This window comes from Marinomonas hwangdonensis, from assembly GCF_003721245.1.
Lineage (GTDB): Bacteria > Pseudomonadota > Gammaproteobacteria > Pseudomonadales > Marinomonadaceae > Marinomonas > Marinomonas hwangdonensis.
This window is the reverse complement of the sequence record NZ_RIZG01000008.1, coordinates 96,269-120,915: the sequence shown is the minus strand read 5'-3', so window position 1 is coordinate 120,915 and position 24,647 is coordinate 96,269. Positions and strand designations below refer to the sequence as shown.

At 44.6% G+C, this 24,647-nt stretch carries 23 protein-coding genes; 3 read left to right on the top strand and 20 right to left on the bottom strand.

From position 1 onward, the window contains the following. Positions 1–61 precede the first annotated feature (61 nt). On the bottom strand, positions 62–1,183 hold the full coding sequence (locus EBI00_RS13135) for an aromatic ring-hydroxylating dioxygenase subunit alpha (protein WP_123096400.1): 1,122 nt from the start codon (positions 1,181–1,183) through the stop codon (positions 62–64). 226 nt (positions 1,184–1,409) lie between these two features. On the opposite strand from EBI00_RS13135, the gene EBI00_RS13130 reads away from it, so the two are divergent. Next, complete coding sequence (locus tag EBI00_RS13130) at positions 1,410–2,123, top strand: GntR family transcriptional regulator (RefSeq protein WP_123096399.1); 714 nt, start codon at positions 1,410–1,412, stop codon at positions 2,121–2,123. A gap of 40 nt (positions 2,124–2,163) precedes the next feature. Here EBI00_RS13130 and EBI00_RS13125 read toward each other — a convergent pair whose 3' ends face one another. After that, on the bottom strand, positions 2,164–2,460 hold the full coding sequence (locus tag EBI00_RS13125) for a DUF6482 family protein (protein WP_123096398.1): 297 nt from the start codon (positions 2,458–2,460) through the stop codon (positions 2,164–2,166). A 124-nt stretch (positions 2,461–2,584) separates the two neighbouring features. On the opposite strand from EBI00_RS13125, the gene EBI00_RS13120 reads away from it, so the two are divergent. After that, positions 2,585–3,265 carry a nucleoside/nucleotide kinase family protein gene (locus EBI00_RS13120; protein WP_123096397.1) on the top strand — a complete coding sequence of 227 codons (681 nt, stop codon included), beginning with the start codon at positions 2,585–2,587 and terminating at the stop codon, positions 3,263–3,265. Here the strand turns inward: EBI00_RS13120 and tilS are convergent. From tilS to rpsB, 18 genes are all read right to left on the bottom strand, one after another. Continuing rightward, positions 3,251–4,579, bottom strand: a complete 1,329-nt coding sequence (gene tilS / locus EBI00_RS13115) for a tRNA lysidine(34) synthetase TilS (RefSeq protein WP_123096396.1) — start codon at positions 4,577–4,579, stop codon at positions 3,251–3,253. The genes EBI00_RS13120 and tilS overlap by 15 nt on opposite strands. A 104-nt stretch (positions 4,580–4,683) precedes the next feature. Beyond that, positions 4,684–5,631, bottom strand: coding sequence for an acetyl-CoA carboxylase carboxyl transferase subunit alpha (accA, locus tag EBI00_RS13110; RefSeq protein ID WP_123096395.1), 948 nt, complete (start codon positions 5,629–5,631; stop codon positions 4,684–4,686). Between the two features lie 115 nt (positions 5,632–5,746). Beyond that, the gene (gene dnaE, locus EBI00_RS13105; protein WP_123096394.1) at positions 5,747–9,223 is read right to left on the bottom strand and encodes a DNA polymerase III subunit alpha; all 3,477 of its coding nucleotides are present in this window, start codon (positions 9,221–9,223) and stop codon (positions 5,747–5,749) included. Between the two features lie 4 nt (positions 9,224–9,227). Continuing rightward, positions 9,228–9,827: a ribonuclease HII gene (gene rnhB, locus EBI00_RS13100; protein ID WP_123096393.1), complete on the bottom strand. Its 600-nt coding sequence runs from the start codon at positions 9,825–9,827 to the stop codon at positions 9,228–9,230. Then, on the bottom strand, positions 9,827–10,984 hold the full coding sequence (lpxB, locus tag EBI00_RS13095; protein WP_123096392.1) for a lipid-A-disaccharide synthase: 1,158 nt from the start codon (positions 10,982–10,984) through the stop codon (positions 9,827–9,829). The genes rnhB and lpxB overlap by 1 nt, the downstream gene beginning before the upstream one ends. A gap of 65 nt (positions 10,985–11,049) precedes the next feature. Then, positions 11,050–11,826, bottom strand: coding sequence for an acyl-ACP--UDP-N-acetylglucosamine O-acyltransferase (gene lpxA / locus EBI00_RS13090; protein WP_123096391.1), 777 nt, complete (start codon positions 11,824–11,826; stop codon positions 11,050–11,052). Beyond that, on the bottom strand, positions 11,826–12,263 hold the full coding sequence (fabZ, locus tag EBI00_RS13085; RefSeq protein WP_123096390.1) for a 3-hydroxyacyl-ACP dehydratase FabZ: 438 nt from the start codon (positions 12,261–12,263) through the stop codon (positions 11,826–11,828). The genes lpxA and fabZ overlap by 1 nt, the downstream gene beginning before the upstream one ends. Then, on the bottom strand, positions 12,260–13,300 hold the full coding sequence (gene lpxD, locus EBI00_RS13080; protein WP_123096389.1) for a UDP-3-O-(3-hydroxymyristoyl)glucosamine N-acyltransferase: 1,041 nt from the start codon (positions 13,298–13,300) through the stop codon (positions 12,260–12,262). The genes fabZ and lpxD overlap by 4 nt, the downstream gene beginning before the upstream one ends. 3 nt (positions 13,301–13,303) lie before the next feature. After that, positions 13,304–13,798, bottom strand: a complete 495-nt coding sequence (locus EBI00_RS13075) for an OmpH/Skp family outer membrane protein (RefSeq protein ID WP_123096388.1) — start codon at positions 13,796–13,798, stop codon at positions 13,304–13,306. An 85-nt stretch (positions 13,799–13,883) separates the two neighbouring features. Further along, positions 13,884–16,199, bottom strand: coding sequence for an outer membrane protein assembly factor BamA (gene bamA / locus EBI00_RS13070; protein ID WP_241557037.1), 2,316 nt, complete (start codon positions 16,197–16,199; stop codon positions 13,884–13,886). A 10-nt stretch (positions 16,200–16,209) separates the two neighbouring features. Beyond that, positions 16,210–17,556, bottom strand: coding sequence for an RIP metalloprotease RseP (gene rseP, locus EBI00_RS13065; RefSeq protein ID WP_123096386.1), 1,347 nt, complete (start codon positions 17,554–17,556; stop codon positions 16,210–16,212). Continuing rightward, positions 17,553–18,728 carry a 1-deoxy-D-xylulose-5-phosphate reductoisomerase gene (gene ispC / locus EBI00_RS13060; protein ID WP_123096385.1) on the bottom strand — a complete coding sequence of 392 codons (1,176 nt, stop codon included), beginning with the start codon at positions 18,726–18,728 and terminating at the stop codon, positions 17,553–17,555. The genes rseP and ispC overlap by 4 nt, the downstream gene beginning before the upstream one ends. After that, on the bottom strand, positions 18,728–19,531 hold the full coding sequence (locus EBI00_RS13055; RefSeq protein WP_123096384.1) for a phosphatidate cytidylyltransferase: 804 nt from the start codon (positions 19,529–19,531) through the stop codon (positions 18,728–18,730). Before EBI00_RS13055 ends, ispC begins: the two co-directional genes overlap by 1 nt. Before the next feature lie 2 nt (positions 19,532–19,533). Further along, a complete protein-coding gene (gene uppS / locus EBI00_RS13050) occupies positions 19,534–20,265 on the bottom strand; it encodes a polyprenyl diphosphate synthase (protein ID WP_123096383.1) in 732 nt (243 codons plus the stop codon). A 49-nt stretch (positions 20,266–20,314) separates the two neighbouring features. Then, the gene (gene frr / locus EBI00_RS13045; protein WP_123096382.1) at positions 20,315–20,872 is read right to left on the bottom strand and encodes a ribosome recycling factor; all 558 of its coding nucleotides are present in this window, start codon (positions 20,870–20,872) and stop codon (positions 20,315–20,317) included. 7 nt (positions 20,873–20,879) lie between these two features. Continuing rightward, positions 20,880–21,626: a UMP kinase gene (gene pyrH / locus EBI00_RS13040; protein WP_174714926.1), complete on the bottom strand. Its 747-nt coding sequence runs from the start codon at positions 21,624–21,626 to the stop codon at positions 20,880–20,882. Between the two features lie 104 nt (positions 21,627–21,730). Further along, positions 21,731–22,591, bottom strand: a complete 861-nt coding sequence (tsf, locus tag EBI00_RS13035) for a translation elongation factor Ts (protein ID WP_123096381.1) — start codon at positions 22,589–22,591, stop codon at positions 21,731–21,733. Positions 22,592–22,675: 84 nt separating this feature from the next. Further along, positions 22,676–23,410, bottom strand: a complete 735-nt coding sequence (rpsB, locus tag EBI00_RS13030) for a 30S ribosomal protein S2 (RefSeq protein ID WP_123096380.1) — start codon at positions 23,408–23,410, stop codon at positions 22,676–22,678. A 325-nt stretch (positions 23,411–23,735) separates the two neighbouring features. Between rpsB and map the strand changes: the two genes are divergently transcribed. Next, entirely contained in the window at positions 23,736–24,593 is an 858-nt protein-coding gene (gene map, locus EBI00_RS13025; RefSeq protein WP_123096379.1) for a type I methionyl aminopeptidase, read from the top strand. Positions 24,594–24,647 lie beyond the last annotated feature (54 nt).

The window sequence follows — 24,647 nt, the reverse complement described above, 5'->3', positions numbered from 1 at the left end:
TTTTTTTTAGGCGCCAGCCTGAGAGTAAATAAAAACCACTCTCTGGCTGGCGCTGATCATATTAAAATGACACTTTTTGAAGTGGTACAGACGACTGAGAAGGTGTCTCGGCAATGGACGCCTTGGCGACCTGCTCTTTAGCTGTCTGTTCTTTAGTTATGAGCCGATCAATAATACGTCTTGATTGCACACCACCCGCATCAATGTCTAACTTCAATAAATCATAATCAGGAAACGCCAAAAGGTTTTGTTGCTGACGTTCAAGCACCTCTAAATCTTCAGCAAAGATCTTACCTTGCCCTTCTCGAATCGTATCGGTTAGCGCTTGATCTTCCGGCTTGAAGTTACGTGCCATTCCCCAAAAATACCAAATGGAGGTCTCGGTTTCTGGCGTGATAAAGTCCACGACGGTACTGCTGGCTTTTTTATTTGCTGGCGCATCAAAACCACCGTTGCCAGCATGAGCAACCCCCACATCGATCATCACATGGGAAGGTGGACTGAATCGACAAATTTGCCAACGATCAACGGGGACATTATCGGCCAGCCCGTTGCCACGAAGTGCGGCTTGCCAGAATGGTGGCGCCATAATATTTTCCATAAAACGGCTAGTAATCACTTTGTCGCCTTCTACTTCAGTAGAAACGGGGGATTCATCAATTTCTTTTTGACCAATGCTGCTCGCATGCACATACGTTTCGTGGGTTAAGTCCATGAGGTTATCGATCATCAAACGATAATCGCAGTTGATATGGTATAGACCGCCACCGTAAGCCCATTCTGGACTAACCGCCCATTCTAAATGAGGAATCAAACTTTTATCCGCTTGTGATTGATCACCCGGCCACACCCAAATGAAACCATAACGCTCATCTACCGCATAAGACTTCATGCAAGGAAAGCCTTTTACACGCTGCAACGGCATCTCTTTGGTTTTACCATCGGCGCCTATTTTTAAACCATGATACCCACAAACCAAGAGCCCCTCTTCGACATACCCTAGCGACAACGCTGCACCGCGGTGTGGACAAAAATCCAATACCGCAGCAATCTTATTGTCATGAGAACGATAAAAAGCAATGCTTTCGCCACAGATTTTACGACCAAGAGGTTGGCTGCCCGCCACCTCTTCAGACATGGCAGCCACATACCATGCATTTTTAGGATAAGTTTGCTGACTCATTTGGCATTCTCCTGCTTTTATTTTTATTTATTGGATCCAATATATTCAAAAAAATTGATAAAACAAGATGGTTATGCATAAATTGGATCCAATATTTATATTATGAATAATAGTTAACAAGCTAAGCAGTTGAAAAATAGAAGATTATCAATTGGATCCAATGGTTACTTTTTTTCCGGTATTTACGTTATGATTATTTTTTATCAATCACACAAAGGCAGACTCAATGAGCAAACCGGGCCAACATGTTATCAGCCGTTTACGCCAAATGATTTTGTCTGGAGAGCTTGAGTCAGGACAACGCCTTGCGGAAATTCCCACAGCGGAGCAATTGGGGGTTTCTCGGACACCTGTTCGCATTGCCTTTCGAACTCTAGAACAAGAAGGCCTACTAACCAAATTATCAGGTCGAGGCTATAGGGTACGCCGAGTAACACAGGCAGAAATTAGCGGATCTATCGAAGTGCGAGGCGTACTAGAAGGGTTGGCCGCTAGGCAAGCAGCAGAAAATACACTATCGAAAGCACAGACCAATGAATTACGAGAATTATTAAAACAAGGCGATGACTTGTTTGCGAAAGGTAACATCAATGAACAAGACCTCGCCATATACCACGACATGAATCAGCGCTTTCACCAGATTATCATCGAAGCCAGCTTAAACCCTGCCATCGCTGAAGCATTGAGCCGTAATGAGCACCTACCTTTTGCATCGGTTAGTGCCTTGGCTTTCGATCGCAACAACTTGACTCAAGAGTATCGCCGCTTTAATTTCGCCCACATGCATCACCACGCGGTATTTGACGCCATCCACAACGGACAAGGCAGCCGCGCTGAAGCCATCATGCGGGAACATGCCAACGCGACGCTAGGTTACGCGAAAACCTTCTCACAAAAAGAAGAAAACGGTGAAAAAGTTCACGTTATACAGTCTAAATAACACTATCTAAGAAAACGTTACATCGAACAGCAGGGTGGATCTAGGACAGGTCCGTGTTCCCTAACGGAACTTCCAGCGCATTACCTTTACCAATGGGCTGACCCACCATTTCGTCATAGGCACTTTGGTGGCACAACACCATGGAACCCACTGTTTTATCTTTAAACAAGGCCTGTAATTCCAGTTTATTATGGCTGGTCAAAAAGCGGCCTTGATCGGTTTTTATGTACTCCTCTTGGCCATCGATCACAATGGATAATTGATACAAATTGGACTCAAGTGAATGCAATTTTACTTTATCCACAACGCTGATTTTTTTGAGCTCTTTTAATAACATAAGGCGACACCTTGGCTGATTTTATACTTGTACGAGAAATACGCTTTCTTAGTTCACGCCAAATAGCGTATAAATGCTGCATTATCTTGCTAAAGTCGCTAAAAATAACAAGAAGGAAAAACATATGACGACATCCAAACTCGATCATTTTTATGCGAACTCAACAGACATTACATCGGCCCTCAATAAACTCGACGATTATCTTGATCAACCAGACAGGGTGCTTATTGGTCTTACGGGAGGCCCAGGATCTGGCAAAAGCACCTTAGCAGCCTATTTAGCGTCGTCTTTTAATACTCAAACAACGGACCAAATCGCCTGTCTGTCTATGGATGGTTTCCACCTATCAAAAGCGCAACTACGTACATTACCCGATCCTGATGCGGCTTTCGCAAGACGTGGCGCCCCTTGGACATTTGACAGTGCCGCCTTTGTACAGCGAGTGAAAGACATAAAACACGCCTATCTTACAAAAGATGTTCTGTGGCCAAGCTTTGACCATTCTCTTGGAGACCCAATGGCTGATGACCTAACCATTCAAAAGGACATCAAGGTCGTTTTGGTTGAAGGCTTGTACTTATTACATCAGAACCACGGCTGGCAAGATGCACTCGCTCTGTTTGATGAACATTGGTTTTTAGACGTTCCTCTTGATGTATCGATTGAACGCCTTGCACAACGGCATATGGCCGCATGGGGAATGAGTCACGAGCAAGCCATGGAGCGGATTATGCAAAATGATGGGCGCAATGCTGAGCTGGTAGAAAGCAGTAAAGACCGTGCAAACTGGTTAATCTCTCTCTGAAATCTGGGAACTCGATGTTGGGAAAGGCAAACGCTCGCGCACCATCCACACCACTTGAATGGAATCGTATTCCGGGTGTTGCCAAAGTGTGCCTATCGCTATTAATTCGTTGCCTTGATAAATATAAGGCAAGTGCTCACGCCACCAGCTCGGTACTTGCTGATCGTTCAGCCATTTTTTCAATTTCCGCGTTTTACCGCTTTTCATGAGTAGGTCAACACCCTGAGGACGTGGTTTTAGCTCACACCCAGTGGCATGAACACACACCTCATCAAACGGTCGCACCATACTTTCTCCGACAGTTAATTCCCCCAGTGCCACTTCTTGGTCAATGGGCAATACATACACTGTATTTTGATGCCGTTGCAAGCGTAGGTTAGTCAGAATACAGGCTGGCTGCTTATCTTCTGCACTAGAAAACATCGCCTCAATACTCTCAAGCTGAGCATGGGGTAAAGATACCCCATGGGAATCCAGAAAGTAGCGCCACCAAAATAGCCGCTCATCCAGATTTTTATCCGCCAGGTAAGACAGCTTCAAACCACCGAACGCATCACACCACTGAGTTAATTGCTGATTCGCAAACTGCGATAGCATAAGGTAATCCACCGCAACACGCTGAGCACTTGAGGCAATATTCCGCTCCATTTGCGCAAAACGGCGTTTGAGTACGGGCACCACACTCTGACGCAAAAAATTACGAGTAAACGCTTCATCTAGATTGGACTCGTCATCCACCCACTCTAACTGCTGATGATGGGCATAGCGCAAAATGTCGTCTTTTGAAGCCGTCAGCAAAGGACGCATCAAAGTTGAACCCTGTGTACCAATGGGCCTTTGTTGAGGAATGCCCGCCAAGCCTTTACCTCCTGTCCCGCGCAGCAACCGAAACAACACGGTCTCGGCTTGATCACCGCCATGATGGGCCAACAAGATCACGTCGTTCTTTCCCATGCGCTTTTCAAAAGCGTGATATCGCGCATTGCGGGCAGCGTCTTCAAGGGACGCTTGTGTTTTTATCTGTACGTGTTCAGCGGTAAACGTTACTCCAAGTTGACGACAAATCCGTTCACAATGGTTCAACCAATGGTCAGCATTAACACTCAGTCCATGGTGAATATAAATCGCTCTGAGTTTTTCTCTCTGCACTACGGATAACTGATGATTTAATGAATGCAGCAACACATGAGAGTCCACACCGCCACTGAACCCTATCCACACCACGTCGAATAGACGAAATACCTCTTCTATCCATATTGGATCAAATTGTATAGGAGAAACAGAAAGCAGTGGTTTCGATGCTGGATATGCCATATGACTTAATCTCAATTAGCCCAATTAAACGCTGTGTTTAAGCCGTCTACAGCTAGGAACAAAAAAGCCCCCTAAGCAGGAGGCTTTTATAAAAACAAGAAAACTTACAAGCCGTAAGACATCAATCGATTGTATCGACGAGCCAACAACTCTTCGGTCGTTAACGCTTCCATTCGATCTAATGCCGCTAGGATATTCTTCTTCAAACTCAATGCCATTTCTTGATGAGAGAAATGCGCACCGCCCAATGGCTCAGGAATAATAGTATCGACAAAGCCTAGTTCTTGTAGACGCTGAGCCGTGATACCCATCGCCTTCGCCGCATCAGACGCTCGATCTGCACTTTTCCACAGAATAGACGCACAGCCTTCTGGTGAAATAACCGAATAAGTACCATATTGCAACATCATGAGTTCGTCGCAAACACCAATCGCCAAGGCACCACCAGAACCACCTTCGCCAATAACGGTTGAAATAATCGGTGTTTTAAGACGAGACATAACGGCTAAGTTAAATGCAATGGCTTCACTCTGACCACGTTCTTCAGCACCAATACCAGGATACGCCCCAGGTGTGTCAATCAAGGTCACAATAGGCATATGAAAACGTTCTGCCGTTTCCATAAGACGCAGCGCTTTACGATAACCTTCCGGACGAGGCATACCAAAGTTACGCAGAACTTTTTCTTTCACCTCACGACCTTTCTGATGGCCGATAACCATCACAGGACGTCCCTCTAAGCGAGCAATACCACCGACAATGGCACGATCATCTGCATAATGGCGATCACCATGCATTTCTTCAAAATCAGTAAAAACATGCTCGATATAATCAAGAGTATAAGGACGTTTGGGATGACGAGCTAATTGAGACACTTCCCACGCGCCAAGATTACTAAATAGACTTTTAGTAAGCGCTATTTTTTTATCTTCAAGACGACTAATTTCATCGCCAATATTGAGTTCATTATCGTTACCGACTAAACGTAACTCTTGAATTTTTTGTTCGAGCTCAGCAATCGGCTGCTCAAAAGGGAGATAATTTAAATTCATGTTTAATCACACTACTTATTGGGTTGCCATCAAATTCAAGGACAAAGCACCGCCTGCCCTACAGCTTTAAGCGTGTCTCTGGGACGCACTCCATCATAAAAACCAGTAAATACTTTTAAGTATACACTAACTGAACATTTTGTTTACCGTATTGTTTCTGTAGTTGATGAATTAATTCGTCATCTGGTCGAACTTTCCAACCATTTCCAAGCCGTAAATCGCCACAAGCTTGCGCTGTTTCAAAACCGATAACCACATCACAGCCATCACCCTGATAAGGCTTCATAAGGTTTGCCAGCACCTTAATTTCTGCCGGCTGGACCATGTCCGATGACCAAGAAATGCGCAGTGCCTCAACATATCGGACACGTGCTTGCGCCATATCTAAAATATTACGCGCAATGACTTTCTGACCGCCTCGAAACTCATCAACCGTAATTTCACCTTCTACGATCACCACTTCATCTTTCACAATAGCCGATCTGAAGCTCTCGTAACTGTCAGGAAACACCGTTACTTCAATACGCGCGGAGCGGTCATCTAACGTCACAAAAGCAATATTGCCTCCTTTTTTACTCTTGGTAATACGCAAATCAACGATTAGCCCCGCCATAATTTGCGTATCGCCACGTTTGGGCTGCAAATCGACGATTTTTGAACGAGCAAAACGACGAATTTCTCGCTCATATTCGTCAATCGGATGGCCAGTGACGTACAAGCCTAACGTATCTTTTTCGCCGTCTAGTCGTTGTCGTGGCGGCCATTCATGCTGAAGCCCAACGTCTTTATAGGCATCATCAGTGCTCTCCTCAACGGTAACACCGAACAAATCCATCATGCCAGCGTCTTGATCTTTGGCACTCTGAACCGCTCTTTTTAGCGCTTCATCAATGCAGGCAAACAAGGTCGCTCTATTTGGGCCAATGGTATCGAAAGCACCAGAGCGAACCAAGGCTTCCATGACTCGCTTGTTTACTCGACGTCCCACCCGCTGACAAAAATCGAAAATATGTTCAAAAGGCCCCTCTTTTCGAGCCTCGACGATGGCTTCGATTGGACCCTCACCAACGCCCTTAATTGCTCCCAACCCATACACAATGGCACCAGCGGGATTGACTGTAAATTTATATACAGATTCGTTCACATTCGGCAGCTCCAATACGAGCTTCATGGAACGACATTCTTCGATAAAGATCACAATCTTGTCGGTGTTCTGCATATCAGCAGACAATACAGCGGCCATAAAGGGCGCCGGATAATGATTTTTTAGCCAAGCCGTCTGATAGGAAACCAGTGCATAGGCTGCTGAGTGAGATTTGTTAAAACCATACCCAGCAAATTTTTCCATCAAATCAAATATATTGCCGGACAAATCTTTATCAATGTTATTTTTGAGGGCGCCTTCCATGAATAATAAACGCTGTTCAGCCATCACCTCAGGCTTTTTCTTACCCATGGCTCGACGCAATAAGTCGGCACCACCTAAAGAAAATTTAGCCAGTACCTGAGCAATCTGCATTACCTGCTCTTGATACAAAATAATACCGTAAGTGGGCTCTAAGACAGGAATCAGATCTTGATGTTGATAATCTGGGTGAGGAAAGGCCAACTCTGCTCTACCGTGCTTACGGTTAATAAAGTCGTCCACCATCCCTGAGCCCAGAGGCCCTGGTCGATACAAGGCTACTAAAGCGATAATATCCTCAAAGCGCGATGGCAGCAGCTTTTTAATCAGCTCTTTCATACCGCGGGATTCAAGCTGAAAGACCGCTGTCGTTTCAGCACGTTTGAGCAACTCATACGTTGATTTATCTTCCAGATCGATAAGCGCAATATCGAGCGGCGGTTTGCCTTCTAAGGCATTAATCGCATCAATGTTTTTTACTGCCCAATCTACTACGGTCAGTGTTTTAAGTCCTAGAAAGTCAAACTTAACTAGACCCGCTTCTTCCACGTCATTCTTATCGTATTGGGTCACCAGACCAGAACCGTCTTCTTCACAGTAAAGCGGGGCAAAATCGATCAACTTGGTTGGCGCAATAACGACACCACCGGCATGCTTACCAAAGTTACGTACCACGCCTTCTAGAGAAATCGCCATTTCCATCACTTCGGCAGCATCTTCATCACCTGCTAAAAATTCAGGCAATGCAGGTTCTTCTTCTAATGCTTTTTTCAGTGTCATACCAATTTCAAACGGAATGAGCTTAGACAGTTTATCACCCAAACTGTATGGCTTACCTTGTACCCTAGCCACATCTCGAACAACGGCTTTCGCCGCCATGGCACCAAAGGTAATGATCTGAGACACCGCATCTCGGCCATAAGTACGAGAAACATAGTCGATCACACGATCTCGATTATCCATACAAAAGTCGATATCGAAATCCGGCATAGATACCCGTTCTGGGTTCAAGAATCGCTCAAATAGCAAATCGTATTCCAACGGATCGAGGTCGGTAATTTTCAATGCATAAGCCACCAAAGACCCCGCACCAGAACCACGACCAGGGCCAACGGGTATACCGTTGTCTTTCGCCCATTGGATAAAATCCATTACGATTAGGAAGTAACCAGGAAAACCCATTTGATTAATGATGGTTAACTCAAAATCCAACCGATCCCAATATTCCTGACGACGCTTTTCAATGCGCTCACCATATTTTTTAGTCAGGAAATTAAAGCGCTCAACAAGACCATCATAAGACAACTTGCTGAAGAAGGTCTCCATCGTCATACCGTCAGGCACAGGATAATCGGGCAAAAAGTACTCACCCAATAGCACATCCACGCTACAACGCTTGGCAATCTCTACCGTATTTTCAAGTGCTTCAGGGATATCTTGGAAAAGCTCAGCCATTTCTTCTGGCGTCTTAAAGTATTGTTCCTCGGAATAGCGACGTTTACGGCGTGGATCATCCAGTGTGACACCATCGTGAATACACACACGCGCTTCATGGGCTTCAAAGTTTTCTCGTTTCAAAAAGCGAACATCATTGGTTGCCACGACAGGGCAATCTAATTCACTCGCTAAAGGCACCACGGCATGGATGTAATCTTCCTCACCCGGACGGCTGGTGCGCTGTAACTCGACATAAAAACGATCTGGAAAAACAGACATCCAATACTGTAAACGTGTGATCGCCTGCTCTGAGCGGCCCTTTTGCAACAAAATACCCACGTCGCCGTAGCCTGCGCCCGATAAAGCAATCACGTCTTCGCTATGCGCTTCTATCCACTCGCGCTGAATAACAGGACGGCCTTCTACCTGCCCTAATTGATAGCCTTTAGAAATGATGGCAATGATATTTTTATAACCTTTATTTGACGTCGCCAATAAAGTAAGACGGTAACGAGTATCGACATCGTCGTCTTCGGCTAACATCACATCAACACCACAAATTGGCTTGATGCCCTTTTCCATAGCGCCTTTATAAAAGCGCACAAAACCGCACAAATTATTCTCGTCGGTCATGGCAACGCTTGGCATAGCTAAACGCTCTGTAGTCGCGAGTAACTCTTTTATTTTAACCAGCCCATCCACCAAGGAAAACTCGGTATGCAAACGCAAATGTATGAAGGATACCGACACAATACTACCTCTCTAAAATCTTTTTAACTGGCGCAAAACTGCGCCTGTGCAGTGGCGTAATGCCATGTAAATTCAGAGCTTCAAGGTGTTGAGCCGTCGGGTAACCTTTATGCTTTTCAAACCCGTAGTGCGGATAATGCATAGATGCTTCGACAATCATTTTGTCACGGGTCACTTTAGCCAATATAGACGCAGCGGCAATCGCCTTATGGCGTGCATCACCTTTAACAACAGCCTCCGCAGGACAAGGCAAATTTAGAGGCAGACGATTACCATCAACTAAAACATGTTCTGGTGCGACACTTAACTGTGCAACAGCCCGGGACATCGCCAACATACTGGCATGCAAAATATTTAACTGATCAATCTCTTCTACCGTTGCGCTGGCAATACCAAACGCCAGCGCCTTTTCCTGAATCTCAATGAACAAGGCTTCACGCTTTTTTTCACTTAGTTTCTTTGAGTCATTTAGCCCGACAATGGGCCGTTTCGGATTCAAAATAACCGCAGCCGCCACGACTTCTCCGGCTAAAGGACCTCTGCCAGCCTCGTCGGTTCCAGCCAACAGGTCACCAAAATAGATTTGACTAACGAAAGGTTCCATCACTTAGCCTTACTTTCAATCATGGAAATAATGGCTTTAGTCGCTTCATCTCCCGCTTCTTTGCGTAACATTTTGTGCAGCGCTAAATATTTCGCTTGAATTGCTTTGTCGCCCATAAAAGAACGCCAAGTCTGCAACAGACTAGTGGCCAAATTCTCTGGTGTCGCTGCGTCTTGAAGCAGTTCAGGCACTAATGGCTCATTGGCCAACAGGTTTGGCAAAGACACATAAGGCACCTTTAACATACGTTTCATAATCGCATAGGTCAGTCGATTCACTTTATAAGACACAACCATGGGGCGCTTGACTAACATGGCTTCAAGGGCAGCAGTTCCTGAGGCTAGCAAAATAGCGTCCGCTGCGGCCATGACAGTGCGAGACTGCCCGTCAATGAGAATGGCTTCTGTATTTGCCTCATGCAGAATGGCTTCTATCTGTTGCCGCCTTTCCGGATTCGCTGCCGGCATCAGAAACACAGCGTCCGGCTCTTTCTGCTTAATCAGCTTCATGGTCTCTACAAAAAGTGGGGCTAAACGGGATACTTCGCCTTCTCTCGATCCTGGCAGAATGGCAAAGACAGGGCCACGAATAATACCTAATCCCAACGTGCCTCTGGCAAGATTTGCGTCACTCTCAAGAGGAATGTCATCCGCTAAGGTATGACCTACACACACCACAGGAATATTGTGTTCATGGTAAATGGGTAATTCAAAAGGGAACAACGCCAACATTAAATCAACTGATTTTTTGATATTAAAAATTCGCTTTTGACGCCATGCCCAAACAGAAGGACTAACATAGTGAACTGTCGGTATACTTGCTTGTTTTAATTTTCTCGCCAAAGGCAAATTAAAATCAGGGGAATCAATGCCAATAAAAGCCGTAGGAGGGTTCTGCAAGCACAATTCATATAAGCGTTTACGAATGCCCAGCAGTTCCCGTAACCGACCTAACACCTCAACCAAGCCCATCACAGACAAACGGTCCATGGGCACTAGAGTCTGTAATCCTTGAGATTGCATAAGCGGGCCACCAATCCCTTCAAACACAGCATTTGGCTGCTGCTTTTTTAAGTGGGCAATTAAATTGGCTCCCAAGATATCCCCAGAAGCTTCTCCTGCCACTATCACGTAACGTGTCGGAGACGTCGCGTTCATTTGTATAACCTCTAATAATAAAAAAACCCCGAAACAGTCCGGGGTTCTCTTTTAAAGCATGACGTCTATCGGACGATGCCGCGTTTTGACTGCCGAATGGATAAAATAAACTCAGCCACCTCAGGGAAGTCACTGTTGGTTGTTTTTTCCAACTCTTGCAGCGCAACGTCAAGCGTCAGACCTTTTCGATATACGGTTTTATAAGCGGAGCGCAGTGCTCGAATAACGTCTGCTGGAACGCCTCGGCGACGCATCCCTTCGAAGTTCATTCCATGCGCTTTTGCTGGACTACCAGAAACCATAATGTATCTTGGCACGTCTTTCGACACCATGGATCCCATGCCGCACATACTAAAGGAGTTTACCTGACAAAACTGGTGAACACCTGTGTAGCCACCCAGAATCACATAGCTTCCCATTTTCACGTGACCCGCTAAGGCAGCAAAATTGGCCATGATATTGTGGTCTCCCACAATACAATCGTGACCCACATGGGTACTCGCCATAAATAGATTATCATTACCTATTATGGTGATGCCGTTATCTTGGACTGTGCCACGATGAATCGTCGCATTTTCACGAATGATGTTATTATCGCCAATAACGAGTTTAGTCGGTTCACCCTTATACTTTTTATCTTGATTCGCCTCTCCAACAGAAGCAAATTGATAAATTTCGTTATTGGATCCGATTGTCGTATGGCCATTAATAACCACATGGGATTTGACAATACTGCCCGCGCCAATTTTTACATTCGGCCCAATAACAGAGAAAGGACCAACTTCTACACTCGAGTCGATCTCGGCTTTCGAATCAATTAAAGCAGTTGGATGAATCGCCACTATATTTTCCTGTCAGCACACAGAATAGTTGCAGAGCAAGCCAATTCACCGTCAACCGTTGCTCTACATTCAAACTTCCAAATTCCACGTTTCTCTGTCACGATTTTAGCTTCTAATTGTAAACGGTCACCCGGCACAACTGGACGCTTAAAACGGGCTTTATCAGACCCTACAAAATAATAAATTGAGCCATCTTCTGGCTTCTTATCCATTGTTTTAAAGCCAAGAATACCTGCAGCTTGGGCCATAGCTTCAATAATCAATACACCTGGAAAAATCGGGTGATTGGGGAAGTGACCATCAAAATAAGGCTCATTAATTGTAATATTCTTGTACGCAATAATAGACTCATTTAGATTTAACTCAATAACACGATCCACCAATAAAAACGGATACCTATGCGGTAAGTATTGGCGAATTTCATTTACGTCCATCATTTATTATCAACCTTATCTAGAAGCTTATTAACCTGCTGTTTCATTTGTAACAACTGTTTTGCCATTTCATCTAATCGTCGCACTCTGGCAACTGTTCGACGCCATTTACTCGTTAACTCCATCCCCATACCAGACGAATAGGACCCCTGCTCTGTTATGGAATGGCTTATTAAACTCATAGCAGTGACATGTACTTTATCGGCCAATTCAAGATGACCGGCAATACCAACCCCGCCGGAGATGGTGCATGAGGCGCCAATTTTGGTGCTTCCTGCTATCGCGGTACATGCGGCGATGGCGGTATTATCGCCAATTACGACGTTATGAGCAATTTGAACTTGGTTATCTATTATAACACCATGGCCAATAAGGGTGTTCTCCAATGCGCCACGGTCTATCGTCGTATTCGCACCGACTTCAACTTTATTGCCAATCACAACTGAACCAAGTTGTACGATTTTCTCCCAGCGCCCCTGATTGGGAGCAAAACCAAAGCCATCCGCGCCAATAACAGCACCACTGTGAAGAATGCAACACTCCCCTACAATAACATCATGATAAAGTGTAACATTCGGGTATAGGCGAGTTCCTCGACCAATGATAGTGCCTCGACCAATCACACACCCAGCCCCTATTACACAATCCTCAGCAATATCACAATCTTCATCGATAACCACATTGGGCCCTATGCATGCATTCGGCGCAATCCGAGTATTGGCCGCTATAACGGCACTTTCATGTATCGATGACCAGCTTTGTATCTTCGGGAAAAACAAATGAGACAATTGAGCAAACGCTAGGTATGGATTAGAAACAATAATGGCATTGTCTACCAACTGAGCAAGATTCTCTGTTTTCACCAGAACGGCACCAGCTTGAGTAGAGGTTAAGTAACCTTGATATTTCGAGTTGGCCAAAAAGCTCAATTCAGACGCCGTCGCATTCTCAAGCGTCCCGAGCTTCTCGATAATCAGGTTCTCGTCTCCTTTTACAACACCCTGCACTATTGTGGCCAATTGCCCTAACGTGTGGCTCATCAATTAATTATCCTTGTTAATTCGCATCACTAACTCGTCAGTAATATCAGCCGCAGCACTGGCATACAGACTTAATTGTCTGTTTAACACTAGCTCTAAATTGCGTTCTTCAATAATCGATTTTAACGCCGCCTCGCCTGTTGGTGTCAAAGATTCTATTAATTCTTGCTCTAGCTCTTTCGCTTGGCGTTGCATGTTTGCGGCCATACCACGAAGTCTGTTTTGACGCTCTGCTAGCTCTTGACGGCGTTGCTGAAACTCTTCTTGGGATAAAGTCAACTCGTCGCGTTTCAGCTCGTTGGCAGAAGTCTCGAGCGCTTTCTGTTCTTGCTGAAGCGTAGCATCCATTTGCGCCACTTGCTGTTTTGGCCCTTTCGCAGCTTCCTGACCGATATTACTTTGCAACAAGGCCGCCCTGAAATCCACAACTGCTATCTCAGTAGCTTGCGCAATGCTGACGCAACAAAAAGCAATAAAACACGCTAATATTTTTTTCACTATGTTCTCCCTCTAATATAGTCGCAATAAAAATAGAAACACTGCGATTCAAACGTTTTACTTCAATAATGAAATAATGTTCGGATTAAAACGTCGTCCCTAACTGAAATTGGAACAGATCCGTTTTATCGCCGCTTTTCGCATTTAATGGTCGAGAAAAGTTAAAAGACAAGGGGGCAATAGGCGTAATCCATGTCCAACTCAAACCCGCACTGTAGCGTATTTCATCAAGCTGTATTCCTTGGTTACACTCTGTGTTGCCCGCCAAACAATAGTCCGTAAACACACTACCGCCATCAATGAATACGGCTGTTCTTACTGACTTATGATCTTCAACCATAGGCAAAGGAAAAATAAGCTCCGCCGTACCCGTCATAAGAATGTTTCCCCCCAACGCAGAACTGGTATTCGTTGAGCCCGCATCGTATGAGTTTTTTGGCCCTAACGAGGAGGCGCCATAACCACGTACAGAATACGATCCACCTGCGAAATAGTTTTCAAAGAAGGGGAAAGCCTCAGTGTCACCATAACTTTTACCATAACCCAAACGACCTTTTAAACGAAACAACCAAAGGTTAGAATCATTCAAATTCCAATATTTTTGCGATGTTAAGCTCAGCTTACTGTACTGCTGATCACCAGCGGGCAATGCCACTTCAAGCGTCGCTCTGGTTGAGTAACCCTCAGTAGGCAAAACACCACCAATCAAATCGTTGTCACTCCAACTGATACTGCCGATAATGTCATCGTAATTATCGCCCTGCGTATTGATGTAGCTTTTCGTCTCATTTGATGGATCAAAACCCAACTGGACAGTTGTTTCTTTAACCGTCACGCCAAAAGACAAACGTTGAGTATCTGAAATAGGATAGCCAAAATTAACACCAGCCCCTATTTCATCTAGGTCATAATCTTCGACATCATCACTAGCATGATCGCTCGTTTTATAAAACATTTCGAAGCCACGACTCACGCCATCCACAGTAAAATAAGGATTATCGTAACTGATCGCATAATTTTGCGATTGATTTGTTCTAGAGGCATTAAAAGACAACTTATTGCCTGTTCCTAGAAAGTTACGTTTTGATATACCAAAACCCAGCACTGTGCCACTTTCTTCCGAGTAACCAATACTGGCCTGGATACTGCCAGAGGCTTGCTCCTCTACTACGACTTCTATATCTACTTGGTCCGTCGTTCCATTGACAGGGCGAGTCCTCAAATCAACTCGACTAAAAAAACCTAACCGCTCGATACGACGCTTGGATGCTTGAATTTTAGAGTGCGTTGCTAACGTCCCTTCAAACTGGGTCATTTCACGACGCAACACTTCATCTTGTGTCTCACGGTTACCGCTAAAAATAATACGACGTACGTACACTTTTGGGCCCGGTGCAATTTGATAACTCAAATTGACCGTCTGATCATCAAGCTTCTCTGGGATAACATTGACGTTAGTGAACAGATACCCATCGTCGCCAAGCTCGGTTGAGATGTCTTCAATGATCTTAGTCACTTGGCTACGAGAAAATACATCGCCCTTTTTCTGTGTTATTTGTTTCCACACGCGGTCCTCACTAATTGGCAGGCTGCCATTTAAAGCTAGACTTCCAATTTGGTAGGGCTCCCCCTCAGAAACGTTAATGACAACATACACATCGCGTTTATCTGCGGATAAACTCACTTGACTTGAAACCACAGAGAAATCCAGATAACCATTATCTAAATAAAAACTTTTCAGTTTATTTATATCACCCTCTAATTTTTCTTTAGCGTATTCGTCCGCCGAGCTAAAGGGATTCCAATAACCTGTTTCCCGTGAATCAAAGTCTTTTGTTAAGGTTTCTAGATCAAAGTCTTTATTGCCAACAATATTAATATGAACAATCTTTGCAGTGTCACCTTCATCGATATCAATGGCAATAGCCGTTCTATTTCGGGGCATGGGCTCAACTGAAATATCTACTTTGGCGCTGTATCGTCCTAGGGCATAATATTGTCGTTGTAATTCTTGAACAATTTGATTTAAAGTTTCTGGCTTATAGATCTCGCCAATTTCTAAGCCAGATAAAGTCAACCCTCTTTGCAGATCTTCAGTTTTGATTAATTCGTTCCCTTCTATGGTTAAATTACCAATTGAGGGTCGTTCTACAACATTAAATACCAGGATGTCATTATCTTTAAAAACATCGATATCACTGAAGTAACCCGTGTTAAAAAGCGCATTAATTGCTTGATACACCTTACCCGCATTATAGGACTCGCGATCATTAAAACCGATAACATCAAAAGCTCTAGACGATGGCATTTGTACCAAACCATCAATACGAACATCTTCTACTGTATTTGCGTAACCTTGCACACTTATTAAAGTCAACAATACCGCTGAAACGACTTTCACATATACCTCTCTACAAGCGGGCAATATCATTAAAAATGGCAACCGCCATTAAAGCAAATAAAAGAGAAGCACCAACTCGATACGCCATACCCTGAATTCGTTCAGAGACAGGCTTTCGGCGTATAGCTTCAATGCCAAAAAACAACAGATGCCCACCATCCAACATTGGAATGGGCAACAAATTAAGCACACCTAAACTGACACTAAGGTAAGCCATAAACTTTAAAAACGTCTGCAACCCAGAATCAGCCGATGCACTGGCGATTTTCGCAATGGTAATAGGCCCTGACAGATTGTCGACAGAAATGAGACCTTGCAACATTTTCCCAATCGAAGAGACGGTCAGCGTCACCATTTTATAGGTCTGTAACGCACCATAAGACAGTGCTTCAATGGGGCCATAGTGACGCTCACGTATGAGACTCTCGTCCCACTTGGGCGGTACTACAGCAAGGCCTGCATAACCTAGATCAACGCCATTGCGCTGCATAACCTCAGGCTCAAGGGAGAGATTGTAGGTCATTTGCCCACGCAACACCTCAACGTTCAATCTCTTACCTGGGCTTGCCTGAACCACTTCAACAACTTGTTGCCAGCTCGACATAGTGGAGCCTTCCACTCTCAATATTTTGTCTTTTGCCTCGAAACCCGCCTTATAGGCCGCTCCGCCCTCAACCACTTGGGCAATAACAGGCTCAACGTCTGGTTGCCATGGGCTCACGCCAAAGGCTTGAATCAAATTGTTGGGCTCTTCTCCTGTCAACCAACGATTAAGTTTCACAGAGCCTTCTCGTTGAAAGCTTTCACCTTCAACTTGATAACTGACGATAATGCTTCCTGTTTGACCTATCAAGCCTGCTAACACTAAATTTACATCTTCCCACGACGTAACAGGTTCACCAGCAATAGACGTAAGTTCATCGCCTATCTGAATCTGAGTTTGACTCAACGGAGAATCAGTCGCGATGTCACCTACTTTAGGGGCAACAGATTGAATGCCCAACAAAGCAACGAACGCATAAATGACAATGGCTAAAATGAAATTTGCAATGGGTCCTGCCGCAACGATAGCAATCCGCTGCCATACTGTTTTAGTGTTGAATGTTTGATCTCTTAGCGATTCGGGTACATTGCCTTCGCGCTCATCCAGCATGCGTACATAACCACCCAATGGAATCATCGCAAGAGTGTACTCTGTGCCAGTTTTACCCACGTAGCGATAAATGGGCTTCCCGAATCCCACAGAGAAACGCAACACTTTTACCCCACAACGGCGCGCCACATAGAAATGACCAAACTCATGAAAGGTAATGAGCAAACCTAAAGCAACAATTATAGAAAGAATGTTTATGATCATAAAAGCCAACCAGAATAAACCATATTAAGCGCTAAACGACGAGCCATTTTATCGGCCTCTAACACATCTTCAAGTTCATTGACTGCGACAATATTCGCGGTAGACAATACTTTTTCATTAAGCTTAGCAATGTCTAAGAATCCAATTTTATGGTGTAAAAAAGCGTCTACTGCCACCTCATTAGCCGCATTTAGCACCGCCATTGCCGTCCCCCCCATAAACCAGGCATCAGCAGCAAGAGTAAGATTTGGAAAACGTACCACGTCAGGAGACTCAAAATTCAAACGCCCAATATCAATCAAGCTGAGCGGAGCAACACTGGTTTCTATTCTGTCAGGCCAACTCATGCCGTATGCGATAGGAATTTTCATATCAGGATTTCCCATCTGAGAAAGCACAGACCCATCACGATAAGACACCATCGAGTGGATGATGCTTTCTGGATGAACAACCACATCAACTTCGTTTGGCGTGACATCAAACAACCAACAGGCCTCAATTAATTCAAGCCCTTTATTCATCAAGGTGGCGGAATCAATCGATATCTTTTGCCCCATCGACCAGTTTGGATGCTTGCAGGCCTGAGCCGGCGTTACCGATACCATTTCTTCTAATGACCAGGTTCTGAAGGGGCCACCAGAAGCTGTTAATATGATTTTTGACACATCTTTTTTATGCGCCCCTACCGAAGTTTGAGGCAAGCTTTGGTAAATCGCATTGTGTTCACTGTCAATCGGAAGCAACATAACATCATGACGTGCAACCTCATCCATAAAGAGCTTACCCGCGGTCACCAGCGACTCTTTGTTTGCCAACAGGGTGCGTTTTCCTGCCCGTATCCCCGACAAAGTTGGACTAAGCCCAGCAAACCCCATAATGGCAGCCATGACTTGATCCACAGCAGAATCTGCGGCAATACTGTCTAATGCTTGCGCTCCCCACTCAAAGGAAATATCTAGGTCAAAGCATTGTCGCGCTAATTCATCACGTGTTTTTTCAGACCCCATTACCACTCTAAGCGGTTTAAAACGACGACAAATTTGCGCCATTTTATCCACGCTGTGATTCGCAGAGGCACTGATTAATCGAAATTTATCTGGGTGTAGGGAAATAATATCTAAGGTGCTTTGCCCAATTGAGCCAGTTGCCCCTAACAAACAAATACCCTGCATCAAAGCCACCCAGTTAAACTTAATAACAGAACATAAATTGGCGCTGCGGCCGTCAAGCTATCCACACGATCCATCACCCCACCATGCCCAGGGATAAGACGACTTGAATCTTTAAGTTCTTCATGGCGCTTAAATAAACTCTCAGTTAGATCACCTAACACAGACACAAAAGAGGTCACCAACGCAATCACCGCCAATCCCCCCCATTGTAAAAGTGAAAAATCGCTCATCGTAGCAAACACCATGATGCCAATTTGCGTTAAAAACACGCCACCGAACACACCTTCCCAAGACTTTCCAGGACTCACAAAACGCGCCAACTTACGTTTACCGAAAGCCCGTCCCGCAAAATAGGCGCCAGTATCGGCTCCCCATATTAATCCCATCAGTAAAAGCACCCACACCAGAAAGTCTGCTGACTCCCTGAGCACAACCAATGCAGACCAAGTCGTAACCAACACAAACACGCCAAACACGAGACGACTGTAAACATGCCGCCAAACAAGATGAGTTGGATAACGCATTACCCAGTATAAAGCCAACCCCCACAGAAAAGGGCTAACAAAAAGGGAAAGCATGTGCACATTGGCTTGAAACACACCAAAACACACCACGCTAATGAGCACTGCGTATAACATACGATGTGTCTGCTTATGCAGACCAGATAAACGCGCCCACTCCCATCCTGCTAGAAACACAACACCGGCCATGGCGAAAATAAAATAAGTGATGTCTAAAACAAAGACGGCACAAACAAACAACACAGCCATAACGATGGCGCTTAAAATTCGAGGGAGTAACATGGTTATCGACCACCATAACGTCGTTGACGGTTTTGATAAGTTTGGATAGCTTCATCAAAATGCGTCTGACCAAAATCCGGCCACAACACAGGAAGAAATACAAACTCAGAATAAGCCGTCTGCCAAAGCAAGAAGTTGCTAATACGTTCTTCACCAGACGTTCTAATCAAAAGATCAGGCGCCGGCAAATCGGCGAGCTGCATATGCTCACTTAATACCGTTTCATTGATATTTTCCACTGTTAGCTCACCAGCAAGCACACGTTCCGTGACCTTTCGAGCTGCTTGCGCTATATCCCAACGACCACCATAGTTTGCTGCAATGACAAGCGTCATTTTGTCGTTAGCCTGCGTGGCTTCTTCAACCGTCTTAATCTGTGCTTGTAAGCTTTCACTAAATCCAGAAAGATCACCTATTATCTTAAATTTAATTTCGTGCTTATTTAACCGCTTGAGCTCCTTTTTGAGGGAGCGCATAAAAAGCGCCATCAAACCGTCCACTTCGAGCTTAGGACGCTTCCAGTTTTCACTAGAAAAGGCAAAAAGCGTTAACACCTTAACCCCTGCCAAAGCGGCTGACTCGACCACGCGACGAACTGCCGATGCTCCTGCAGAGTGCCCAGCGATACTAGGGAGGTGCTTTTTTTTGGCCCAGCGATTATTACCATCCATGATTATGGCAATATGTTCTGGTACAGCGACTGACTCAGCATCAGTGCCATTGATTACAGACATAGCGTCACCTTAGTTAATAAAAAAAGCGAGCCGAAGCTCGCCTTCTTCACTAAATTTCCATCAAGTCTTTTTCTTTTGCGGCAAGACGCTCTTCAACGAGTGCGACATATTTGTCGGTGATTTTTTGAACTTGATCTTGTCCACGACGATCGTCGTCTTCAGATATTTCTTTTTCTTTCAACAGGTCTTTAAGACTGCCATTGGCATCGCGACGGATATTGCGAATAGCAATACGGCCGTTTTCAGCTTCATTTTTCGCCTGCTTAAAGTAGTTTTTACGCGTTTCTTCAGTCAGGGCAGGCATAGGAATGCGGATCAGATTTCCATTCGTTGCCGGATTCAAACCAAGATCTGACTTCATGATGGCTTTTTCGATCTCAGGAACCAAATTGTTTTCCCAAGGAGAAACACCCAAGGTTCGCGCATCTTCAACAGTAATGTTAGCCACTTGGCTCAACGGTGTTTCAGAACCGTAATAGTTCACTTTAACAGAGTCTAAAATACTCGGGTGTGCTCGACCAGTACGGATTTTTTTAAATGCAGATTCAACAGAAGCAACCGCTTTGCCCATTCGCTCTTCTGCGTCTTTAAGAATTTCGTTAATCATAACTTCCTCACTTAATCAGGGTACCTTCGTCGCCGCCAACCATGATGTTCACCAAGGCGCCAGGCTTATTCATATTAAATACTCGTATTGGCATGCTGTGATCTCGTGTTAAACAAATCGCCGTTAAATCCATAACGCCCAATTGTTTCTCAAGCACCTCATCATAGCCTAATGTATCATATTTGACTGCAGTAGGATCTTTCATTGGATCGGCAGAGTACACACCATCCACTTTCGTTGCCTTCAATACAACATCAGCATCAATCTCGATACCGCGCAAACAAGCGGCAGAGTCTGTTGTAAAAAAGGGATTGCCTGTACCAGCAGAGAAAATCAGCACATCACCTTCTTGCATTAAGCGCATCGCACGCCTTCTGTCGTAAGGTTCGACAATACCCGTCATGGTAATCGCTGACATTACACGAGTGGCAATATTAGCGCGTTCTAGGGCATCTCGCATCGCCAAAGCATTCATCACCGTTGCCAGCATACCCATGTGATCGCCAGTGACACGGTCCATACCTGCTTTACTCAAAGCCTGTCCACGGAACAAGTTACCACCACCGATAACAATACCAACCTCAACACCGATGCCACGCAATTGGCCAATCTCAAGAGCGATTCGATTGAGCACCTTAGGGTCAATACCAAATGGCTCGTCGCCCATTAAAGCTTCGCCACTGAGTTTTAACAAAATTCGTTTATATTTAGGACTTCTTTCTTTTGGCACTTTAACCTCCGGCAAGGGTTGCATCTCTTCAATCAATGACGCTTAGTCAGTCAACACACACATAGCATCTGTCTTTCATAAAAAGGGGCAGTCAAGCTGCCCCTTTATTTAGAACGATCAACTAAAGATTAACCTTTAAGCTGAGCGGCTACCTCTGCAGCAAAATCCACTTCAGCTACTTCGATACCTTCACCTACTTCAAGGCGAACAAAAGAAGTAACGGTAGCGCCGGCATCTTTTACAAGCTGGCCTACTTTAATTTCTGGGTTCTTAACAAAAGGCTGTTCAGTCAAGCTATTTTCAGCCAAGAACTTCTTCATACGACCTACGATCATTTTGTCAACGATCTCAGCAGGTTTGCCAGCCATATCTGGCTGCGCACGAACAATCTCTTCTTCTTTTGCAAGAACTTCAGCTGGCATATCTTCGCCACGTACAACACGAGGAGAAACAGCCGCTACATGCATAGACACGTCTTTCGCTAGCTCAGATGAACCACCTTCAAGTTGAGTCAATACAGCGATCTGCCCATTACCGTGCAAGTAGCCGCTTACTAAGCCACCTTCAACGATAACAGCACGACGAGGCGTGATGTTTTCACCAATTTTCTGAACCAAGGCTTCGCGAGCTTCAAGCATATCACCTGAAATCACTTTAGCCATGTCAGTTTCTTTTGTTGCAAAAACAACATCAGCAACTTTATTGGCGAAAGCAATGAAACCTTCGTCACGAGAAGCGAAATCTGTCTCAGAGTTAACCTCAACCAAGACACCGTAAGATGCATCATCAGCTACGCGCATAATGATAGTACCTTCCGCTGCAGTACGACCCGCTTTCTTCGCTGCTTTCATGCCACTTGATTTACGTAGCTCTTCGATTGCCACTTCAATGTCTGCGTTCGCAGCAGCAAGTGCTTTTTTGCACTCCATCATACCTAAACCCGTGCGCTCACGTAGCTCTTTTACTAATGCTGCAGATACTGCGGCCATAACAATTCCTCTTCTACCAATTCAAATTTAAAAAAGGAGGCGAACACCCCCCTTTAGAAACCAGAACAAACTAATTTAGTTTGCTTACGCTTCAGTCGCTTCGCTTACTTCAACAAATTCATCTGCTGTACCAGCCGCTTCAGCACGAGCTTCTAGCACGGCATCAGCAAAAGCACCAACGTACAACTGAATGGCACGAATAGCGTCATCGTTAGCAGGAATGATGTAATCAACGCCGTCTGGATCACTGTTTGTATCAACGATACCGATAACAGGGATACCTAGCTTGTTAGCTTCTTTGATTGCAATACGCTCATGGTCAACGTCAACAACAAAAAGAACGTCAGGAAGACCGCCCATATCCTTGATACCACCCATAGAAAGCTCAAGTTTCTCAAGCTCACGAGTACGCATCAAAGCTTCTTTTTTCGTCAATTTGTCAAAAGTACCATCCGTCATTTGTGTTTCAAGCTCACGTAGACGCTTGATAGAAGCACGGATCGTTTTGTAGTTTGTTAGCATACCACCCAACCAGCGATGGTTTACGTATGGCATACCTGAGCGAGAAGCTTGCTCTTTAATTGTTTTAGACGCAGCACGCTTAGTACCAACAAACAACACCTTGTTTTTGTTCTCAGCCATTTTCTTAACAAGCTCAAGAGCGTTATTTAGTGCTGGAACAGTGTGTTCAAGGTTGATGATGTGGATCTTGTTACGAGCACCGAAAATGAAAGGCTTCATTTTTGGGTTCCAGTAACGAGTTTGGTGACCGAAGTGTGAACCAACCAATAATAGGTCGCGCATAGAAACTGTAGGCATTTTACTATCCTTTAAATTTGGGTTATTTAAGCTTACCAGCTAAAAGCGTCAGTCGAACAAGGTTTAAGGCAACCTAAGACACCCAAGACACTTTTATTCATTGCGGCAAGATCGTTGATTTAGTGAGTTAAGCTCGCGTAACAAATAGTGCCCCATTACACAAGCTGGCGTTTTATACCATATTTATCTAAAAACCAAAAGACTCGAACGCTTTTTTACACGTTTTACTGAACACGTTTTTTTCAGGCACAGAGGCGATTCTACGATTCAAGTCATGTAGAATAGGCGCTATCTTAGCCATAAACCAATTTAAGAAATACTAACTATGAGTAACGAAATACTGCAAAAAATCGAAGCACTAACCAAAAACGGTCGATTAGAAGTTCCTGCTGCCACCCCTCGTCCAGCTGCGACGCGTTTTAGCGACATCAGCGATATAGAAGGCATGAGGGTAGCAGGCAAGCTGGCTGCTGATGTTCTTGTGATGCTTGAAGAGTTCATCATACCTGGCATAACGACTGAACAAATCGACATTATTGCTCACAACTACATTGTTGGTGAACAAGGTGCTATCCCAGCGCCTCTGAACTACCATGGTTTTCCTAAATCCTGTTGTACATCTGTCAATGATGTTATTTGCCATGGTATCCCCAACGACAAAGCGTTGAAAAAAGGCGACGTGATCAATGTTGATATCACTATCATCAAAGACGGTTACTACGGTGATACTAGTAAAATGTTCTTCGTAGGTACTGCCCTGCCTCATGCAGAACGCTTGGCAAAAGTAACACAGGAAAGTCTGTACCTTGCTATCGACATGGTAAAACCTGGCATTCGTTTAGGTGATATTGGCGCTGCTATTTCGGCTTATGCACACAAGCATCATTACACTGTCGTTGAAGAATATTGTGGGCATGGCATCGGCACCACTTTCCACGGAGAACCTCAAGTTGCGCATTACGGCAAAACAGGCACAGGTGTGATATTAGAAGAAGGCATGGTCTTTACGATTGAACCTATGATTAATGCGGGCAAAAAACACGTAAAACACACAGGCCCTGATAACTGGATAGCCAAAACAAAAGACGGTCGCTTATCTGCTCAGTATGAGCATACCTTGTTAGTGACCACAAATGGCGTCGAGGTGTTAACTCGTCGCCCAGAAGAAACGCGCTTTTCATAAAAGCGCGTTTTGACTGAGTTAATAAAATGTCGTTAGTATTTCTTTTTTAATTCC

Coding starts and splice junctions, on each gene's coding strand:
- EBI00_RS13135 (WP_123096400.1), bottom strand. CDS start 1,183: ATGAGTCAGCAAACTTATCCTAAAAATGCATGGTATGTGGCTGCCATG.
- EBI00_RS13130 (WP_123096399.1), top strand. CDS start 1,410: ATGAGCAAACCGGGCCAACATGTTATCAGCCGTTTACGCCAAATGATT.
- EBI00_RS13125 (WP_123096398.1), bottom strand. CDS start 2,460: ATGTTATTAAAAGAGCTCAAAAAAATCAGCGTTGTGGATAAAGTAAAA.
- EBI00_RS13120 (WP_123096397.1), top strand. CDS start 2,585: ATGACGACATCCAAACTCGATCATTTTTATGCGAACTCAACAGACATT.
- tilS (WP_123096396.1), bottom strand. CDS start 4,579: ATGGCATATCCAGCATCGAAACCACTGCTTTCTGTTTCTCCTATACAA.
- accA (WP_123096395.1), bottom strand. CDS start 5,631: ATGAATTTAAATTATCTCCCTTTTGAGCAGCCGATTGCTGAGCTCGAA.
- rnhB (WP_123096393.1), bottom strand. CDS start 9,827: ATGGAACCTTTCGTTAGTCAAATCTATTTTGGTGACCTGTTGGCTGGA.
- lpxB (WP_123096392.1), bottom strand. CDS start 10,984: ATGAACGCGACGTCTCCGACACGTTACGTGATAGTGGCAGGAGAAGCT.
- fabZ (WP_123096390.1), bottom strand. CDS start 12,263: ATGATGGACGTAAATGAAATTCGCCAATACTTACCGCATAGGTATCCG.
- lpxD (WP_123096389.1), bottom strand. CDS start 13,300: ATGAGCCACACGTTAGGGCAATTGGCCACAATAGTGCAGGGTGTTGTA.
- rseP (WP_123096386.1), bottom strand. CDS start 17,556: ATGATCATAAACATTCTTTCTATAATTGTTGCTTTAGGTTTGCTCATT.
- ispC (WP_123096385.1), bottom strand. CDS start 18,728: ATGCAGGGTATTTGTTTGTTAGGGGCAACTGGCTCAATTGGGCAAAGC.
- EBI00_RS13055 (WP_123096384.1), bottom strand. CDS start 19,531: ATGTTACTCCCTCGAATTTTAAGCGCCATCGTTATGGCTGTGTTGTTT.
- uppS (WP_123096383.1), bottom strand. CDS start 20,265: ATGTCTGTAATCAATGGCACTGATGCTGAGTCAGTCGCTGTACCAGAA.
- frr (WP_123096382.1), bottom strand. CDS start 20,872: ATGATTAACGAAATTCTTAAAGACGCAGAAGAGCGAATGGGCAAAGCG.
- pyrH (WP_174714926.1), bottom strand. CDS start 21,626: ATGCAACCCTTGCCGGAGGTTAAAGTGCCAAAAGAAAGAAGTCCTAAA.
- tsf (WP_123096381.1), bottom strand. CDS start 22,591: ATGGCCGCAGTATCTGCAGCATTAGTAAAAGAGCTACGTGAGCGCACG.
- rpsB (WP_123096380.1), bottom strand. CDS start 23,410: ATGCCTACAGTTTCTATGCGCGACCTATTATTGGTTGGTTCACACTTC.
- map (WP_123096379.1), top strand. CDS start 23,736: ATGAGTAACGAAATACTGCAAAAAATCGAAGCACTAACCAAAAACGGT.